The organism is Paenibacillus sp. FSL H8-0079, from assembly GCF_037991315.1.
Classification (GTDB): domain Bacteria; phylum Bacillota; class Bacilli; order Paenibacillales; family Paenibacillaceae; genus Paenibacillus.
The window spans coordinates 4,078,678-4,097,579 of record NZ_CP150300.1; the positions used below are offsets into that span (position 1 = coordinate 4,078,678).

Sequence of the window (18,902 nt, forward strand, 5' to 3'; positions counted from 1 at the left end):
ATGGGCTTTGAAAAGATTACATTGGAACACAAACGTCAGGTCCTTGAAGAACTGGCTGATATTAAAGCGTTGTTCGCCAGTCGTAACTGGTTCCCTGGAACAAGTGGCAATCTGTCGATGCGTGTAGGAGACTTTGACCCGGAGCAATTTTATTTTGCGGTTACCGCCTCAGGCAAAGACAAATCTCTTCGCACACCGGAAGACTTTCTTTTTGTGGACAAACACGGTAAAGCGATTGAGACAACAACGTTGAAACCAAGTGCCGAAACGTTGATTCACTGTGAAATCTATCGTTTGACTGGTTGTGGTGCTGTATTCCACGTGCATACCGTGTTTAACAACCTGATCAGTGAATTCTTTGGAGCAGATGGGCACGTACCGATTCAAGGAATCGAATTGATCAAGGCTTTCAACATTTGGGAAGAAAATGCTGAGATTCGTGTACCCGTCCTGCCTAACTTTGCGGACATTCCATCCATTGCTGAATTGGTGCCGGATGTTCTGGATGCCAAAGTGCCAGGGATCTTGCTTCGTAATCACGGCATATATGCATGGGGCAAGGATGCTTTTGAGGCGAAACGTCATCTGGAAGCGTTCGAGTTCCTGTTCGAAGTGATGTACCGTCAACTTCTGCTGAAGGGTGCTACGAAATAGCAATCATTTATTCGAAATCAAAGCTGCATAACAAAAAACACGCCATAGGCTGATATACATAGCCCTTGGCGTGTTTTTATGTTGAGGGATAACAGCGATTAGAAGGTTGCTCTGTCATCGTAGTGTCAGTGTAAATAATCTTTAGGTCACTCTACAGTCGATCATCCCGATCCTTGAATAAAAAGAGGCTATCTGCTTCTTCGTCACTCCGATGAACCGCATGATTGGTGCCGGCTCCCCGCTGCTTACCAAACAGCAGCTTCAATCCGCCAAAAATGAGCAGAAAGGATACAATGACAGTGTTCAAATAGGAACGGATCTCGTATGTCATAAATGCATCAGGGAACAGCTCATTCAGCTGTGGAATGACAAGCCTGATCGTCAGATAATATAGACCCAGCGCCGCAATCCCGAATCCAATCAGGCGCTGATGGCGGGCCCAATCCTTGAAGATCGGCTGATCAACCAATGGTTCGCGTCCATATCGACTGGAGCACTGGAGCCCGTCAAAGAAGCTGTAGAACCAGACCAGTGGAATCATGAACAGAAACACCGATAAGTGCAGCAGATCCAGAACATAGATGCTGCCCAGGAACAGGAACATCAATTGCATGCCTCTTTTTTGCAATCCCAGATATAAATGACCTGCACCTGGAAAAGCAGATAGCAGCGTTGCAAGCACTTTGCTACGTCGTCCGGCTACTCTGCCCATCTCCAATTCCTCGAATAATGTCCGATCCTGTAACACCTCACCAGCCTGCTTACGGTGGACGTGCTGCACCGCATCAAACATGCAGTATACCCATATTACAGGCAGAATGAGTAAGAACATCAGAAATACCGATTCATTGGTGATCGAAGCCACAAAAACCATCATGGCAAATGAACCAAAGAACGCCATTAGGAACGACAACCCGCGATGTAACAATCCCAGATGAAGATGTCCCAATCCCGGAACAAATGAGAGCAAAATAGTGAAGAATCGTTCACCCTCACTGCCTTTTCGATACATCGGTTGACCATAGGGACCCTCAGGTTCACCATATTCATTACCGGGATGCTGATGCAGTTCATCTTCATGCATATGCTCCATGGGCCCTTGCTGACCCATGTGTGCTCCCTGATAGGCTGCTCCTGGATGTTGTGGTCCGTAATGTGCTCCGTATCCCCTGTAATGAGCATCTCGTGCAGAAGGCGCACGGAGTAGAACAATAATCATGTCCAGCATACTGATCCCCCAGAAGAAAGCCGCACAAAGTGCACCGAAAATCATTAAATCTTGTTCATTTATGACCATTGCCAGCATTAACGAGCCAACCGCTGTTCCAAAGAAAAGCAATGGATAGATCACGGCTCTTGCGGCTCGACCCCAATACATAAAACCAAGACCGGGTATCAGGTTTAATAGAAATGCGAGTAATTTGTTACGATCTGAGTGCACAGTCGTCATCCTTTCTTTTCAGGCAATGCGAACTATTTATGGTTTAGGCTTGAAGTTATCCAGCCATGAAGTGGCTGCCTCCGTCCATTTCTCCGTAAAAGACCCTCTGTGGTCGCCATCCTGGAACTTGTGATAAGGAGCTACCTTGTCAAAAAGTCCTGATGAGAGGAAGATCAATGTCAAACAGGCCGCTACCGCATAGTGAAACACTTTATGTTCAAGCCAGCGTCGGTTTCGTCCAGCGTGGGATTTTCGTTGTGATTGGGTTGGTTGAATACCCTCAATCCGATGCATGACTGAATCTGCAAATCCTGTCGGGTCATGTAACGGAGGTAGCTCCCCATGGATACCGAGCGCTCCCAGATAGCTGTCCATCGCATCCGGGTCTTCCATCAGAAGCTGTTCCATTCGGTTCGCTTGAGTTTCACTCATATGGCCTTCAATATAATCAGCCCATTGTGCAGTGGTATACTTCTCCTGTTTACTCACGCCATTCATCCTCCTTCCAATGATTTCGAATCCACTGCCGGGCACGATACAAGCGGGATTCCACGGTCTTCACAGCCACCTGTGCCTCATTGGCAATCTGCTCATAATTTTTTTCACCTAAATAATACGCAGTAATAATGTCACGATGCTGAGCAGGCAACTGATTAATTCGTTCGCGAAGTTTATCCTGGCTTTCTTCACGAACGAGACGGGCAAGAACGTCTTCATCCCGTCCGGGCATATTGATTATTTTTTCTTCTCCACCCAGATCCTCAGCAGTTCGTCTGCCCAGCTTGCGTTTGGCATCAATCGCTTTGTGAAAAGCGATTCGAGTTAACCACGTTTTGAAACCTTCGGAACGATAGTCGGGGAGAGACTTATACATCTGAATGAACGCCTCCTGAGCTGCATCCTGTGCTTCCTGATCGTTCCTGAGTACGGAATAGGCCACATGATATACATGCTGGCTATACTTATCAATCAGAGTACGCATCTGGGATGTATCTCCTTGACGGATTTGTTCGATTACGCGCGCTTCATCAATAACTCTCCCCTCCTCTCCAATACAATAGACGACAGCTTGTGTGTTAACCCCTGCGTGATCCATCAAATTATTTTAAAAAGTGAATTCATTGCCTGAAAGGTTGGTTCCGCTGATAACTCATCCAATCTATAATCCAAAAAAAACAGGCACAGAATGAATTCTGGCCTGTTTCTTATTCCTGCCTACACTTAAATTAACGTCCACCATTACGAAACCGCTGCGTGTACGCCTTCGCGTCTTGAACGGTCTTGACACGATTGCGACTCCACTCAAGCAGAATTCGATCGATATACCGGAAATGTACTTTGCCTGCAAAAACCGCTTCCTTCAGAGCCATGAGAATCAATTCCTCTTGATAACGGTCCTGATCCAACCAGCCGGATATCGTCTCGCACTCCATTGGAGAGAGCGGACGTCCAAATTCTTTTTCAAAGATGGAGAACATGTTCCGTTCTTCCTCTTCTTTTTGAACACTGTTCGAATCTTGACGTGCTGTATTGCTGCTCAGCTGCTCCGCACGGAATGCGGCTACTTCTTCAGCAGTGCACTTTGCAAGTTTGGCATATAATCCATGTAAATCATATCGCTCGTACTGGATGTCCCGTTCTTCGTCACGGTGCTCGTCAATAGCAATATACCCATCCCTCATCAGACGTTGCAACATTCTGGCAATGCCTTCAGGTGCAAGTCCCATGCGCGCCGCAAGCTCTTCAAGCGTGGGAAACTCATTGAATTCTGCCTGACGGAACCCTAGCAGTTGAATCAGAAGAAGCACTTCTGCATCTGATAGGCCAAGCTGGTGATAAAAACGTAACAAGGCATACGGCAGATGGGCTGTACCCGAAGTCATGCCATAAGCTGCTCCATCCAACCAAGCTTTGGATGTGGTGTCTTCCATAGACGCTCCTCGGTTAAACATTAAGGGTACAGACGATAGAGCATACGTGGGAATGCGATTGTTTCACGTACATGATCCAATCCACAGATCCATGCTACCGTCCGCTCCAATCCCAGACCGAAACCGGAGTGAGGAACCGATCCGTATTTACGTAAATCCAGATACCATTGGTAAGCTTCATCCGAGAGATTGTGCTCCTCAAAACGTTGTTGCATCAATTCCGGATCATCGATACGCTGCGAACCGCCAATAATCTCTCCGTAGCCTTCTGGTGCAATCATATCAGCACAGAGAACAACTTCTGGACGATTCGGATCTGGTTTCATGTAGAAAGCTTTGATTCCAGCAGGGTAATGCGTAATAAAGACCGGTGTATTGTACTTCTCAGCAATTGCTGTTTCGTGCGGTGCACCAAAGTCTTCTCCCCAAGGAATATCAAAGCCTTGTCCATGCAGGAATTCAATCGCTTCATCATACGTAATACGCGGGAATGGAGCTACGATGCCTTCAAGTTTGGATACGTCACGACCGATAGATTCCAGTTCTGCACGGCAGTTTTTCACCACGGACTGAACGACATGAGCGATAAATTTCTCTTGCACGCGCAGACTTTCCTCGTGATCTACAAATGCCATTTCCGGCTCAATCATCCAGAACTCAATCAAGTGACGACGTGTTTTGGACTTCTCTGCGCGGAATGTTGGACCAAATGAATATACTTTGCCCAGAGCCATGGCTGCGGCTTCCATATACAATTGACCACTTTGTGTCAGATAAGCATCTTCATCAAAGTATTTGATGTGGAACAGGTTCGTTGTACCTTCCGCAGACGATGGTGTCAAAATCGGAGGATCAACTTGTGTGAATCCGTTACCATCAAAGAACTGCTGAACAGCACGAATAATCTCTGCCCGAATCACCATAACAGCACGCTGCTTCGTAGAACGAAGCCACAGATGACGATGGTCCATCAAGAAATCGACACCATGCTCTTTAGGCGTAATTGGATAGTTTTCAGTCAGGTGAATGATCTCAACCCCTGTAACAGTCATCTCGTAACCGGACGCACTGCGAGGTTCTTCACGAATAATACCTGTAACATACAAAGAGCTTTCTTGAGTCAGGCTCTTGGCATTGTTCCAGATTTCTTCACTAACTTCACTTTTTACAACAACCCCTTGGATATATCCGGTTCCATCACGTAGCTGCAAAAACTGAATTTTACCGCTGGAACGTTTGTTGTTAATCCAGGCACCGATTGTTACGGTTTCGCCCACATGCTCGTTCACATTACGAATTACACAATTCGTATTCATGCCCATATCTCCCCTTGGTTCCTGAATTTGAAAATGCAGCGGGCAGGCTTATGCCTGTCCTCTGCACTTCCTTGTCATTCTATATTTACTTTACAGTTAGATTACTGAGAATTCAATACGATTCGGTGTGTATCGCGTGCAATGACCAATTCTTCGTTTGTTGGCACAACGAGAACTTCCACTTTGGAATTCGCTGTTGTGATCCGGCGTGGTTCGCCAGAACGAATGGCATTCAGCGCTTCATCCAGTTCAACACCCAGATAAGTAAGCTGCTCACATACTTTTTGGCGAAGAACAACGGAGTTCTCACCTACACCAGCCGTGAATACGATCACGTCTACACCGTTCATTGCAGCTGCATATGAACCGATGTATTTACGCAGACGATATTCGTACATTTCAAAAGCAAGCGTGGAGTTGGCATCGCCATTCTCCATACCTTCCGTAATCTCACGCATGTCACTGCTGATTCCGGAGATTGCAAGCAATCCACTGTGTTTGTTCAACATGGAGTTCACTTCGCTTACGCTCAGTTCTTCCTTGTTCATTACATAAGGTACGATGGCTGGGTCAAGGTCACCAGAACGCGTTCCCATCATCAGACCTTCAAGCGGAGTCATACCCATCGAAGTATCAACGGATACGCCACCTTTAACTGCTGTTACACTACCACCGTTACCCACGTGACAAGTGATGATTTTCAGATCTTCTACTGGACGATCCAAATACTCAGCAGCTGCTTTGCTTACGAAATCATGGGAAGTACCGTGTGCGCCGTAGCGACGTACTTTATATTTTTTGTAAAGTACACGCGGAATAGCGTACAGATATGCTTTTTCCGGCATCGTTTGATGGAAAGCCGTATCGAAGACCATAACCTGAGGCACACCTGGCATATTTGACTCTGCCGCGCGGATACCCATCATGGCTGCCGGGTTATGAAGTGGAGCCAGATCGAACAGACGGCGAATTTCAGCTTTGGCAGCATCATCTACCAATGCAGATTCCTTAAATGCTTCACCACCGTGAACAACACGGTGTCCAACAGCTTGAATTTCACTTACGGAACCTAACACACCGTTTTCTTTGTCAGTCAAAATATCGATGACTTTACGGATCGCTGTTGTATGTTCCAGAATTTCGCTAACTTCTGTAACATCCTCACGGCCTGTCGGTTTGTGCGTCAGAATGGAAGAATCCATTCCGATCCGCTCTACCAGACCTTTAGCCAGTACAGATTCGTCAGTCATATTATACAGTTGATATTTGAGCGAGGAACTCCCCGCATTAATTACGAGTACTTTCACAGTCGGTCACCATCCTTGTCGTACTTGAAGAATCCTTCGCCTGATTTAACACCCAGGTGTCCTGCACGCACCATTTTCTTCAGGACTGTGGAAGGACGATATTTCAATTCTCCGAATTCACGGAACATTCTTTCGAGTGCAGCTTCAACAGAATCCAATCCGAAACGGTCAGCCATTTCGAGTGGTCCATGTTGGAAGTTGTATCCGATACGCATTGCATCATCGATATCTTCAGCAGATGCAACACCTTCTTGTAATACATGCAATGCTTCGTTAATCAGCAGGCAGATCAGACGGGAAGTTACGAATCCAGGGGATTCATAGATCATAACCCCTTTTTTGTCCGCTACTTCTTCTACAAAACGTCTGGTCTCTTCGAATGTCGTATCCGAAGTTTTCAGTCCACGAATAATCTCTACAAGATCAACCCGGGATACCGGGTGAATAAAGTGCATACCAATAACACGCTCTGGGTATTTGGTCGAGCTTGCAAGCTCGGTCAAACTCAGCGTGGATGTATTACTTGCCAGAATGACATTGCTTGGGCAAACTTGGTCCAGTTGGCTGAATACTGCTTTTTTCGCATCCAGATCCTCTGAGATCGTCTCAATGACCATATCACAAGTTCCAAGTTCAGCTAAATGAGCTACCTTGGTAATACGGGAAAGAATCAATTTCTTCTCCGCTTTTGTGATCGCCCATTTCTCTAATTGTTTATCCAAGTTTGTTTCGATCATGTCATATGCATGATCCAGCTTTTGTGTTGTATGCTCCACGAGAAGCACATCAAGTCCTTTGGCTGCGAGCATCTGGGAAATACCTTGTCCCATCGTACCGCCACCGACAACTCCTATTTTTTTGAAAAACATGGTTCTGCTCCATCCTTTCGGTTCTCTATTTCTCTATTGTACCCTGTTCGCCGAAAATTACAAATTTCGACCCAACATATAATAATATCTTAGCACGAGTGAAATGTAAAAAAAAATAACCAGCATAAATAAATTATGCTGGTAAAAGGGCACTGTCACGAAATTGACAACGAAATTGCTCCCCAGACAATACTTCCTCCCGAATCAGGATGTCGAGGGAATTGTCGAATATTGTCCGTTGTTCTTCAAGCAACCGTTTCGTCTGCTCCATAAGTTCTTGCAAAATCAATTTATTCTCCCGCATGAGCTCCTCGGTTGTAACCATATCCATGTTCACAATACCAAGTGAAGTCAACCCGGAAGCCATCATCGTCTGCACCACATTGGTCGCCTGATCAAAGTCATTACGTGACCCAGTGGAACGTCCACCGTAATACATTTCCTCCGCAGCTGCCCCTCCGAGTGCAATCATGATCTGCTCCTCCAGAAAGCGCTTCGTATAAAGGAACTGTTCCTGTTGAGGGTTATGACGAACGTATCCCAGTGCCTGCCCACGCGGACTGAGAGCCACCTGGCTTACACTTCCTGGACGAACGAGTTCAGCCATAATGGCATGTCCCAACTCATGGATGGCGACCCTTTTCTTCTCTTCTACACTGGATTCACGGTCTGTCTTCTCACCCATCATGACTTTATCAATAGCCAGGGACAAGTGCCGCTGTTCAATGTTTAACAACCCGTCCCGCATGGCGTATATTGCCGCTTCGTTCATAACACTCTCAAGCTGTGCACCGGAGAAACCATACGATTCTTCCGCAGTCTTCTCCAGATTCACTTCCTCCATCAGAGGTTTATTCACCGCATGCAGTTCCAGGATATGCTTTCTACCCTTCTTGTCCGGCAAATCCACTTGAATATGACGGTCAAAACGTCCCGGACGCGTCAGAGCGCTATCCAGCATTTCTTTGCGGTTCGTTGCAGCGATAACCAGAATTCTCGGTGTGTCAGAAGAATAGATTCCATCCATTTCCGTCAAGAGTTGATTCAGCGTCTGATCATACTCACGCTGTTGACCGCCTTCACGTTTCCCCCCGATAACATCGATCTCATCGATAAATATAATGGCGTTTTCCTTATTTTCCTTGGTCGCACGGGTTCTCGCGTCCTTGAACAAATCCCGAATTCTGCTGGCACCTACACCAACATACATTTCCACAAACTCACTACCCGATGCTGCTACGAAAACAGAATCCGTGTAATGGGCAGCAGCCTTGGCCATCAACGTTTTCCCTGTCCCTGGAGGGCCCGTCAGCAAGATGCCTTTTAACGGACGAATCCCGAACTTCCGAATTTCTTCGTGTTTGATGAGAAAGTCGAGTGCTTCACGCAATTCCTGCTTGGCACTGTCCTGACCTCCAATTTCTTCAAAAGTAAGTTTGGAAGGTCCTTTTTTCTTCCGTTTACGTTCCTGTGCTGCGCCTACGGTTATCCCGCCGCGCATTTGCATCATGAACAGCAAAGCTCCGACAAGCACCGCTGCAATCAGAATCGGAACAATATTAACACCAGTAAAAGCAAGGAAAATAATCAACACAGGAAAAAATCCAATGGCAACTTCTTTTGTCCACTTAGGCATTAGGCCACACTCCTATCTGACCGGGCACACGCGGCAGAATAATAAACTTGCTGGCATCTCCGTCTCTGAGACTAACATATACATTGTTGTCATCCATCGCTGTATTTACCTTAATTCCATTTGTCGCCATCTTGGACAACGTTGGTGTAATCTCGGTGTACTGTTTGTTCTCCATCGCCTGAGCTACGGTAAACATCGCATCACCCCACCAACTTTCCAGTGCTTCACTGGAATGATCCACAACATCCAACTTTAGTGAACGTGTTCCAATCAGGGTCTGTCCTTCTTTGTGAATGTATTGTACCAGTCTGCCCAAATCAACATCGGGTTGCAGATCCAGTTTCAATTGTACGTCATTGCGGTTAATAGTTAATTGAACGTCATTGACTCCATCGTACTGGGTAACCATCTTTTCAATCGGATTCTGCATAGCCACCTGACGATACACAAACCAACCTCCAAACAACACAACGGCTGAAATGACGGCAGTTAAAGCAATAGGCAATACTTTTAGCTTCAAGTGAATTACCCCTCCCAGATATTGGCCTAACCTACTGGCTTATTGGTATAATACGAATATGTGCACATAGACTCCTGCGAAAATTTCGACAGGATTATTTGTTTGCAATGTAACTTTGAGTACATATCTGAGTATATCACATCGTATATACAATTTCGAAGGCGAAAATATGAATAAATTATTAATTTTAACTATTTAAATCATTTTCATAACTCACTAAAAATAGATTTTTGTAACTAGATATAGACAAATTGAATCGTTTTGATCTATATCTACCCTTGATTGAAGCAGCTAAAGGTATTATGAAATTGATTTATTTAAATCAAATATGTTTACAGACAACACAAAGAACCGGTTCAGTCGGATATCCGTCTGCCGGTTCTTTCTAATTGTTTCTAGCTGTTCGGGAGAGTGTAGACCAGGTCCACCTGTTCTCCGTTGCTAAAACGATAAAAGCGATAGTGGTTATGCGTGCCGTCCTTATAATACACTTGCCACACATATATCCCATTCACAACTCCGGGCATGATTCGCTTAATCTCACCCGCAGGAACTTCAGAACTGAAACGATTGCGGATCTGCGCTTCGGTCATACCATTCTGCAGCAGTTCGCTGTGTATAGCATTTGCTCCTGTGGCAGGTTGATTGTTTTCATCGAATTTAACCCAGACCATGACATCCTGGTTATCCTTATTTTTACCGATCAGGGTCCAGTAGATGTTGTCAGAGCCTTCTTTATCTCCCCAGATATACTTTCGCAATTCATCATAGGATGTAATGCCCAGTTGCTCCTGTGCTGCCTGTATGGCGAGCGCTTCTTCCTTGCGCTGATCCTGCGTGACATAGACGTAATAACGCTGAAGTCCAAACAGAATCAGAACCAGTGCAAGCAGCGAAATCCATATCCACTTCTTTTTTTTCTTCAAAAGCCGAACTTCCTTTCCCTATGATGCGCTGTCCTGTAATTAACGAGCAAGCAGACCATCAAATGCCAATTGAGACTCACGCAAAATGCGCTCTTCATCCATAGTCAGACATTCGCCATGCTTCACCACTTGTTTTCCATCCACCCATACATGCTCCACATCTTTGGCAGAAGCCGAGTAGATCGTATGTGAGATCAGGTCTGTATGTGGATAGAAATGTGCCTGTTCAATGTCCAGGGCGATAAAGTCAGCCTTCATGCCAACCTGAAGCGCTCCCGTATTGTTCAAGAAGATGGATTTGGCGCCATATGACGTTCCAAGTAATAACGCTTCGCCTGCTGGTACTGCCGTCGGGTCACCAGACACGCCTTTGTGGATCAATGCAGCGAGTCTCATTTCCTCGAACATATCCAGATTGTTGTTGCTTGCCGGTCCGTCTGTTCCGAGTGACACGGTAACTCCTGCTTTCAGCAAAGCGGGTACACGAGCAACACCGGAAGCCAGTTTCAGGTTACTTCCCGGGTTATGGGACACAGCCACATCATGACGGGCCAGAATCTCGATCTCTTCGTCATTCAGATGCACCGCATGTGCAACCAGAGATGGACGGGAGAAAAAGCCCAGTTTCTCCAGATGTGCCACAGGACGCAGTCCATAATCAGCCACGTTCTGCTCGACTTCACGAAGCGTTTCCGACATATGAGTATGAAGGGGAAGGTTTAGGTCGTTCGCCACCTGTACAAGCTTCTCTATGTAGTCTGGAGGGCATGTATATGGTGCGTGTGGGGAGATTACGGTTGTAATGCGACCATCTGCCTGTCCATTCCACTCACGCGCAAACGCAGCCGACTCCTCCAGCTTCCGCAATTGTTCTTCTTCCGAGCACAGCCCGATTACACCACGTGCCAGTGCTGCTCTAACGCCGGATTGCTCCACCACTTTGGCAACCTGATCCATGTGATCATACATGTCCAGGAAAGCGGTAGTTCCGCCTTTCAACATTTCAAGCACCGATAGCGAAGTTCCCCAATATACATCTTGTGAAGTCATTTTCGCTTCCATCGGCCACATTTTTTCCTGCAACCATACTTGCAGCGCAAGATCGTCTCCATGACCTCTGAGCAGCGACATCGCTGCATGACCATGCGTATTGATCAGACCCGGCAGGAAGAACAGTCCTTTTCCATCCACTTTGGTACAATTTTCGTCTCCATCCGGCAATGTCTCACCAATATGCACAATCTTGTCATTCTCAACAACCATATAGCCTTGAACCACATTCCATGTTGCGCCTTCATTTACGGCAAATTTGCCGTTGTGAATTACCCATCTATTTGTTGTCATCTTCCTCGTCGTCCTTTCCAGTCTCCAAGTAATAGGCCAAACTAAGCAGATCCGTCGTAAAGTCAGCATGATGAATGCGGATATGCGGCGGTGTTTTTAGAATTGTTGGTGCAAAATTGAGGATCGCTTCAATTCCCGATTCAATAAGTTGATCGGCTACATTTTGGGCTTCCGTATCCGGAACCGTGATAATGCCGATGCGGATGTTATCCGTTTTCACTGCTTCCGTCAATTCATTCATTGGTTTTACCGTCAAACTGTTGATTTGACTACCAATCTTCGGTCCATATGCATCAAATACAGCAACAATCTTCATGTTGTCTTTCAGATACGCGTTGTAGTTGGACAAGGCCTGTCCGAGGTTACCCGCGCCCACCAGAGCTACATTAATTTGCTGATCAATTTTGAGAATGTGACGAATTTTCTCGATCAAATAGGATACATCATACCCGATCCCTTTACGACCAAAATCACCGAAGTAAGCCAGGTCTTTACGAATTTGGGCCGGATTCAGATCCAGCCTCTGTCCAAGCTCTTGAGAAGAAACAGTAGCCACCTCACGCTGATGCAACTCGCTCAAATAACGCAAGTAAACAGGCAGACGTCGTACCACCGCTTCCGAAATTTTATCCGATTTCATTCTTGCTCCCCCTTACCAAGGCCACGATAAAATAATAGATGAAAAGATGAGCATTCTGTATAAACTCAAAGATAGAAGTGACTTTTTATACAGAATGCTCCTTGTAATTTAGGTTATAAGTTCTTACGTGCAACTGCTTTATTCGCAAACGGAAAGATCTCATAAAGTTTAACGCCAAACTGTAGCGTCATGCAATGATATAACGAACAAAAAAACCATTATTCTTGTTCTTTATCAGGTTTTTCCAACCATTCGGTAATTCGTGGAACCATTTGCTCTGTGAGCATGTGCTCCATTTTGGGACCAGGTAATGAATATAAAAAGAATTTGCCATAGTACGCTTCAATTACGCGTGTATCATAGACAATCACAATTCCTCTGTCCTTCGCGGTACGCACCAATCGGCCAAATCCTTGCTTGAAACGGATGACCGCTTGCGGTACAGACAGCTTCAGGAATGGATTCTTCTTCTGCTCCTGGAGCAACTCACTCTTGGCTTCCACCAACGGATGATTCGGCGGCTGGAAAGGCAATCGCACAATAGCTAGACACGTCAGCGCATCACCAGGGATATCTACACCCTCCCAGAAGCTGCTTGTGCCCAAAAGTACCGTAGCTTTGGCGTCCTGGAACCTGCGAGTCAACTTCGAGCGGCTTCCACTGTCCACACCTTGCCCTAGCAACGAGATGTCGTTACCAGACAGAGCTTCTTTTAGCGGATCATAGACCTGTCGCAACATCTTGTATGAAGTAAACAGAACCATCATGCGCCCACGCGTGGCAATTGCGGTCTCTGCGAGTGATTGCACCAGCATATTGACAAAGTGCGCATCACCCACACTGCCCTTCACACTCGGGAAATCACGTGGAATCACCAGAAGTGCCTGATCGCGATAGTTGAAAGGTGATGGCAGCATCGACGTTAATAGCCGATTATTCTCGGCGGCTTCCTGCAAACCAAGCTGCTCGATCATGAACTGGAATGACTTATCCACAGAGAGCGTAGCCGATGTAAGCACAACACTTTTCTTTTTATCAAAAAACAAATCCTTAAGTTGTGCACTGACATCTACAGGTACAGCATACAGCTGGAGAGATTTGCTGCGGAACTGGCCGCTGGCTTCCATCCAGTACACCGTTTTGGCATCATCCATACGCATGAAGAAACGTAGATTCTCCTTCAACGTGGTCAGATCTTTCAGCAATCCTGTAATATCCGTGATCAGGCTATCCGATTGATAATCATCCTGATCTTCTTTTACCTCAAGCAGCAATTTGTCCCCTTTGCGAACCAAATCGCCCAATGTCACATGGATTTGGTTCTCCAAATCCTGCAACTCCTGCCATTTGGCCGGTTTTTGAGATGCCTTCAGACGCAGGGAAAATTGTCCTGTTTCTCCCGGTGAAGCATCACTTCGTTCAGGCAACAGACCGAACAAAGCTTCACTCATGCGATCCCATAGCTCCTTAACCTCAAGAGCGAGCGGGAACATCTGATCCACCATGGAGCCCCATTGCACCGAATTTTCATGTCCGGATAACTGCGAACGAAGCATAGGCAGCTGACCATTACGACTGTCTTTAAACAGACGGGTCAGTGTATGAACCAACGTGAAATATTTCATATGCATTCCTAGATGCTTACCAGCCACGTCCTCCAGATGATGTGCCTCATCGATCACAAGACTCTCATACGCTGGCAGTAGCTGATGCGCTGCTTTGACGTCCGTAAATAATTTGGAGTGATTCGTAATTACGATGTCAGACAACCCTGCCTCATGTTTGGCGCGATGGTAGAAACATTTGCGGAACCATGGACAGGATCTTCCCAGACAGGACTCAGATTCGCTCTGTACCGTCTCCCAGAAGTCCCCACCGCGTCCGCTAAGGTTAAGTTCCTCATCATCTCCGGTTTCAGTCTGCGTAAGCCAGACGATCATCTGAGCGGCTGTGAAATAATCCTCTTTCGGTGTGGCGAATTCACGTTTATTGATTTTGTGTTCAAATTTGCGCAGGCACAAGTAATGTCCACGTCCTTTGAATACAGCAGCCTTAAACGGAAACGGAACCACTTGGGTCAGCATCGGAATGTCCCGCTCTCTCAATTGTTCCTGCAGGTTGATCGTATGCGTGCTGACCATGACTTTCTGTTCTTGCTTCACACTTTCGTAAATAGCAGGCAACAGATAACCCAGAGATTTCCCTGTGCCTGTTCCAGCCTCGATCAAGAGGTGTTTCTCTTCATCCAAAGCCTGCCTAACACTGCTGAACATCTGAGTCTGCGCTTCGCGCTCTTCATAATGATCCAGCGTATCCTTCAGGTTTTCCCGAACCTGATCCATAAACTGTTCGAAGCTTACACCGTCAAGGGGATTACCCTCCCGCTCATCACGTGGTGCACCAATATCGGTCCAATCACTCACATTAAGAGCAAGCTGACGATAATAGGTATGTCCGTCCAGATCCTGAATCGGCTCTGCTTCCTTCTCACTGCGCATCCCGTCCAAGAACCAACCCAAATCACTGTCTTCTGGTGCAAACAGGTCACTGAGGCGCTGAATCGTTATGAGCGGTAATTCCTTTAACTCATCCAGACATTTGAGCAGCACATAGGCTGTCGCGAGTGCATCACTGTCTGCCTGATGAGGGCGATCATGCTGAAAGCCAAATTCCGAAGACACATAACCAAGTTGATAAGAACCAAGTGATGGGAACGTAATCTTCAGAAAATCAATCGTGTCCAGAATACGGCCAGTGAACGGTAAATAACCGCAACGGTCCAGAGCATTCTGCAAAAAGTGAAAATCAAAAGCAACGTTGTGTCCAACAAGAACGACGTCGTTAAGTAGCGGAACCATCTCCATCATCATCTCTTCGAGTGAAGGAGCGTCCGCCACATCTTCATCGGTAATACCCGTTAACCCCGAAATAAACGGGGGAATCGGTACACCAGGGTTCACATAAGAACTATATATTTGAGTTATGCTGTAGTCATGATCTATGATGGCAAGTCCGGCCTGTATAATCTCACCGTCGGACTGCGTGCCGGTTGTTTCGAAATCCAATACGGCAAATTTCATTGCAATGTACGGTCCCTTCCATTCCAGTCTATGTTACAGCATAGCAAAAAAAAGGGGATTTGAAAATTAACTGACAAAAAAGCGGTGTCCCCGCCGCTATGCCAGAGGAGGGAACACCGTTTTTTGGTCGCCGAATTCCCGCTTAATGAAGGGTCGTCAGCTGATTTGCATATTGCAATTTTCCCCTGTTCAACCTGCAAGCTTCCATGTTGTACAGTGGTTCGGTCAATGTCGGGTCATACTGAAGGGCCTGTGCAAAGAGTGAACATGCAGCTTCCGGATTCGCAAGCTTGGCTTGAATACAGCCCAGAGCGTTACATACAAGCCCCTTTAAGCGAGGTGAACCCTTAAGGTACATGATCTGCTGCAAATGTGTCCCGGCTTCCGCCATTTGTTCCAGATTCAGATACGCGAGCGCCAGGTAAAAACGAGTCAATGCACTCTCCGGATGGTCGGTCACAACCTGGGAGAACTGCATGATCGCCTGCGGATACATCTGTAATTTGAAATAACCCTGACCCCGACTGAAATATTCCAGATGGAGTTCAGGCAGAGCGGTAACAGCTTCCTGTTCCGGTTCAAGGGAAGCGGGCTTATCCATCTCCCGCTCCCGCACTTGGCTCATCTTTTCTTCAAACATCAGCCATTCATCCAGCATTCCGTCACTCATCCGCTTAAGCAAGTTCCACTTTTGCTGCAATTCCTGTTTGTTCAGGCCTTCAGCGGAAGGATAGCTCTTGATAATTTCGTCTAACATGTCGTTCATTTCTGCGAAAACATGCTGGAACATCGATGCATCCCCACCCTTGAAAAAATGGATTAGTGCAGTGACCTGTACTCATTTTTTGCTTCAAGGACCGATTTCATTCTCCTTACCAGTCGATTACATAATCGTTGCGTGGACTTCCTGCTTCATCGTTTGTACAGGTTTATTCTGTCCATCTACAAAGACAACCGTTGGTTTGTGAGTATTTGCCTCTTCTTGAGACATCATGGCGTAAGAAATGATAATGACGTTATCTCCGGGCTGCACCAGACGTGCAGCTGCGCCGTTAAGGCAGATGACCCCGCTACCGCGCGGTCCTGGAATCACATAAGTTTCCAGACGTGCACCATTGTTATTGTTCACAATCTGCACTTTCTCATTTTCCATCAGATCGGATGTTTCCATTAGATCTTCATCTATGGTAATGCTACCCACATAGTTCAAGTTGGCTTCCGTTACCGTAGCCCGGTGAATTTTGGATTTCATGAGTGTTCTAAACATGGGACAGCACCTCCGATTTTTGCAACCTTATATTGTCAATCAATCTTGTTTTTCCGAATTTCACCGCAAGTGCGATGAGCAGATCGTCACGTCCTTGAACTTCTTCCTGATCTGCGAGCGGCTCCAGACTTGGAAAAGCCTGAATCTCGGCGTAGTCGATAACTGCAAGCGGTGAGATCGTAATCTGCTCGCGCAAGCTACGACGAATATCTGCGGCAGTTATTACTATACCTGTATCCGCGGCTTCTTGAGCTACACGTAGCGCCTTCGACAGAACCAACGCCTGTGTACGCTGTTCAGCGCTGAGATAGACATTACGTGAACTAAGGGCCAGGCCATCCTCTTCGCGAACAATCGGACAAGGTACAATCTCTACAGGCATATTCAAATCATTCACCATCTGTTGAATGACCGCAACCTGCTGAGCGTCTTTCATCCCAAAAAATGCACGCTGTGGCTGTACGATGTTAAACAGCTTGGAGACTACGGTCGTTACTCCGTCAAAATGGCCCGGACGGGAAGCGCCACATAAGCGCTCCGTCAGTTGTGAGACAGATACTGTCGTTTGCGTTGCCTGTGGATACATCTCTTCAACAGAGGGAATAAATACAATATCTACCCCTTGTGAGCGTGCTGTTTCCACATCCCTGGCTTCATCCCGTGGATAGCTGTCAAAATCTTCATTTGGTCCAAATTGAATCGGATTAACGAATATGCTCAAAACCACGATATCGCTTTGTTGTTTAGCTGCTTGCATCAAGCTTGCATGACCTTGATGAAGATAACCCATTGTCGGTACCAGACCTACAACGGACGCATCGGACCGAATCGCTTGACGCATCAAGCTTAGCTCCTGTCTTAACTCTGCGATTGTCCGTAATACTTTCATGAGTTACTTCCCACCTTTTCCTTGCGTTGTCCATACAGTTGATCCAGAACGCCAGCATCCGTAGCATTGAACACGTGCTCTTGGGCCGGGAAAGAACGATCTTTAACTTCCTTCACATAGGCTTCAATGCTGGTTCTGATTAATGCACCCACATCTCCATAGGTTTTGACAAAACGTTTGGGCGTATACGGAGAAGCATACTGAACCACATCGTGGAACACCAGTACCTGACCGTCACAGCCTCGTCCTGCTCCAATCCCGATGGTAGGGATAGACAGTTCCTCCGAGATCGCCCGCGCGACTTCTTCCGTAACCAGTTCAAGCACAATGCCGAACGCGCCTGCAGCTTCCAAGGCTTTGGCTTCGTCCATTAGACGTTTCGCATCTGCTGCATCCTTACCCTGGATACGGTAACCGCCAATTTGATTAACCGATTGAGGTGTCAGTCCGATATGTCCAAGAACAGGCACGCCTGCTTGTACGACTGCTCTGACGGTGTCTGCTATTTCGACTCCGCCTTCCATTTTAACCGCATGGGCATGCCCCTCTTGCATCAGTCTACGTACACCCTTAAGCGTCTCATCCACGCTGCCATGATACGTCATAAAAGGCATGTCAGCCACAATAAATGTCTTCTCTGCCCCGCGCACTACGGAACGTGTATGGTACACCATGTCGTCGATAGTCACCGGAAGCGTCGAGTTATAACCGAGCACTACATTGCCAAGTGAATCGCCAACGAGAATTAGATCGATACCTGCTTCCTCTGCAAGAAGTGCTGTTGGATAATCGTAAGCCGTAATCATACTGAGTGGCACGCCATCCTGCTTGTATTTTTTCATTTTCACAATATTCATCGGTTGTTTGTTCGCCATTTTCTGTCATGGCTCCTTTCTTCTTTTCAAATAAACACAACAAAAAAACCTTTTAGTTTCCCACTAAAAAGTCCCGAAAAGTCAAAAAAGAGTCACTTGCGATCGTCCCTTCTGTCTCGGTCCTCTTCGGCTCAGAGCAGAATCCAACAACTCACTTTACTTGTTTCATACTTGTACTGCTGTCTGTCTGCCTGTGTAAAACACGTC

Annotated in this window: 18 protein-coding genes; 1 reads left to right on the forward strand and 17 read right to left on the reverse strand. The window is 46.5% G+C overall.

Annotated features, from left to right (window positions below; all coding sequences use genetic code 11):
- The gene (locus tag MHI06_RS18105; protein WP_133385324.1) at window positions 1-654 is read left to right on the forward strand and encodes a methylthioribulose 1-phosphate dehydratase; all 654 of its coding nucleotides are present in this window, start codon (window positions 1-3) and stop codon (window positions 652-654) included.
- A 151-nt stretch (window positions 655-805) separates the two neighbouring features.
- Here MHI06_RS18105 and MHI06_RS18110 read toward each other — a convergent pair whose 3' ends face one another.
- From MHI06_RS18110 to panB, 17 genes are all read right to left on the reverse strand, one after another.
- Entirely contained in the window at window positions 806-2,095 is a 1,290-nt protein-coding gene (locus MHI06_RS18110) for a multi-tm2 domain protein (RefSeq protein WP_340398674.1), read from the reverse strand.
- Between the two features lie 36 nt (window positions 2,096-2,131).
- Window positions 2,132-2,584, reverse strand: coding sequence for a hypothetical protein (locus tag MHI06_RS18115; RefSeq protein WP_340398675.1), 453 nt, complete (start codon window positions 2,582-2,584; stop codon window positions 2,132-2,134).
- Entirely contained in the window at window positions 2,577-3,077 is a 501-nt protein-coding gene (locus MHI06_RS18120) for an RNA polymerase sigma factor (RefSeq protein ID WP_340398676.1), read from the reverse strand. The genes MHI06_RS18115 and MHI06_RS18120 overlap by 8 nt, the downstream gene beginning before the upstream one ends.
- 244 nt (window positions 3,078-3,321) lie before the next feature.
- Window positions 3,322-4,026, reverse strand: a complete 705-nt coding sequence (locus MHI06_RS18125) for a DnaD domain-containing protein (RefSeq protein ID WP_340398677.1) — start codon at window positions 4,024-4,026, stop codon at window positions 3,322-3,324.
- A 20-nt stretch (window positions 4,027-4,046) separates the two neighbouring features.
- The gene (gene asnS / locus MHI06_RS18130) at window positions 4,047-5,342 is read right to left on the reverse strand and encodes an asparagine--tRNA ligase (RefSeq protein ID WP_017687752.1); all 1,296 of its coding nucleotides are present in this window, start codon (window positions 5,340-5,342) and stop codon (window positions 4,047-4,049) included.
- A gap of 101 nt (window positions 5,343-5,443) precedes the next feature.
- Window positions 5,444-6,649: an acetate kinase gene (locus MHI06_RS18135; protein ID WP_169482491.1), complete on the reverse strand. Its 1,206-nt coding sequence runs from the start codon at window positions 6,647-6,649 to the stop codon at window positions 5,444-5,446.
- Entirely contained in the window at window positions 6,646-7,518 is an 873-nt protein-coding gene (locus MHI06_RS18140; RefSeq protein ID WP_145322417.1) for a 3-hydroxyacyl-CoA dehydrogenase NAD-binding domain-containing protein, read from the reverse strand. Before MHI06_RS18140 ends, MHI06_RS18135 begins: the two co-directional genes overlap by 4 nt.
- Window positions 7,519-7,651: 133 nt before the next feature.
- Window positions 7,652-9,154 carry an AAA family ATPase gene (locus tag MHI06_RS18145; protein WP_076331410.1) on the reverse strand — a complete coding sequence of 501 codons (1,503 nt, stop codon included), beginning with the start codon at window positions 9,152-9,154 and terminating at the stop codon, window positions 7,652-7,654.
- Window positions 9,147-9,674, reverse strand: coding sequence for a hypothetical protein (locus tag MHI06_RS18150; RefSeq protein ID WP_062835160.1), 528 nt, complete (start codon window positions 9,672-9,674; stop codon window positions 9,147-9,149). Before MHI06_RS18150 ends, MHI06_RS18145 begins: the two co-directional genes overlap by 8 nt.
- 395 nt (window positions 9,675-10,069) lie before the next feature.
- A complete protein-coding gene (locus tag MHI06_RS18155; protein WP_340398678.1) occupies window positions 10,070-10,600 on the reverse strand; it encodes a DUF5590 domain-containing protein in 531 nt (176 codons plus the stop codon).
- A 39-nt stretch (window positions 10,601-10,639) separates the two neighbouring features.
- Entirely contained in the window at window positions 10,640-11,944 is a 1,305-nt protein-coding gene (locus MHI06_RS18160) for an amidohydrolase (protein ID WP_340398679.1), read from the reverse strand.
- Window positions 11,931-12,584, reverse strand: coding sequence for a redox-sensing transcriptional repressor Rex (locus MHI06_RS18165; protein ID WP_062835163.1), 654 nt, complete (start codon window positions 12,582-12,584; stop codon window positions 11,931-11,933). Before MHI06_RS18165 ends, MHI06_RS18160 begins: the two co-directional genes overlap by 14 nt.
- A 218-nt stretch (window positions 12,585-12,802) precedes the next feature.
- Window positions 12,803-15,664 carry an ATP-dependent DNA helicase DinG gene (gene dinG, locus MHI06_RS18170; RefSeq protein WP_340398680.1) on the reverse strand — a complete coding sequence of 954 codons (2,862 nt, stop codon included), beginning with the start codon at window positions 15,662-15,664 and terminating at the stop codon, window positions 12,803-12,805.
- Window positions 15,665-15,806: 142 nt separating this feature from the next.
- Window positions 15,807-16,454, reverse strand: coding sequence for a tetratricopeptide repeat protein (locus MHI06_RS18175; protein ID WP_169482487.1), 648 nt, complete (start codon window positions 16,452-16,454; stop codon window positions 15,807-15,809).
- 93 nt (window positions 16,455-16,547) lie between these two features.
- On the reverse strand, window positions 16,548-16,931 hold the full coding sequence (gene panD / locus MHI06_RS18180; protein ID WP_017687742.1) for an aspartate 1-decarboxylase: 384 nt from the start codon (window positions 16,929-16,931) through the stop codon (window positions 16,548-16,550).
- Window positions 16,924-17,820, reverse strand: coding sequence for a pantoate--beta-alanine ligase (gene panC / locus MHI06_RS18185; protein WP_340398681.1), 897 nt, complete (start codon window positions 17,818-17,820; stop codon window positions 16,924-16,926). The genes panD and panC overlap by 8 nt, the downstream gene beginning before the upstream one ends.
- On the reverse strand, window positions 17,817-18,695 hold the full coding sequence (gene panB, locus MHI06_RS18190) for a 3-methyl-2-oxobutanoate hydroxymethyltransferase (RefSeq protein ID WP_169482484.1): 879 nt from the start codon (window positions 18,693-18,695) through the stop codon (window positions 17,817-17,819). Before panB ends, panC begins: the two co-directional genes overlap by 4 nt.
- Window positions 18,696-18,902: the final 207 nt, after the last annotated feature.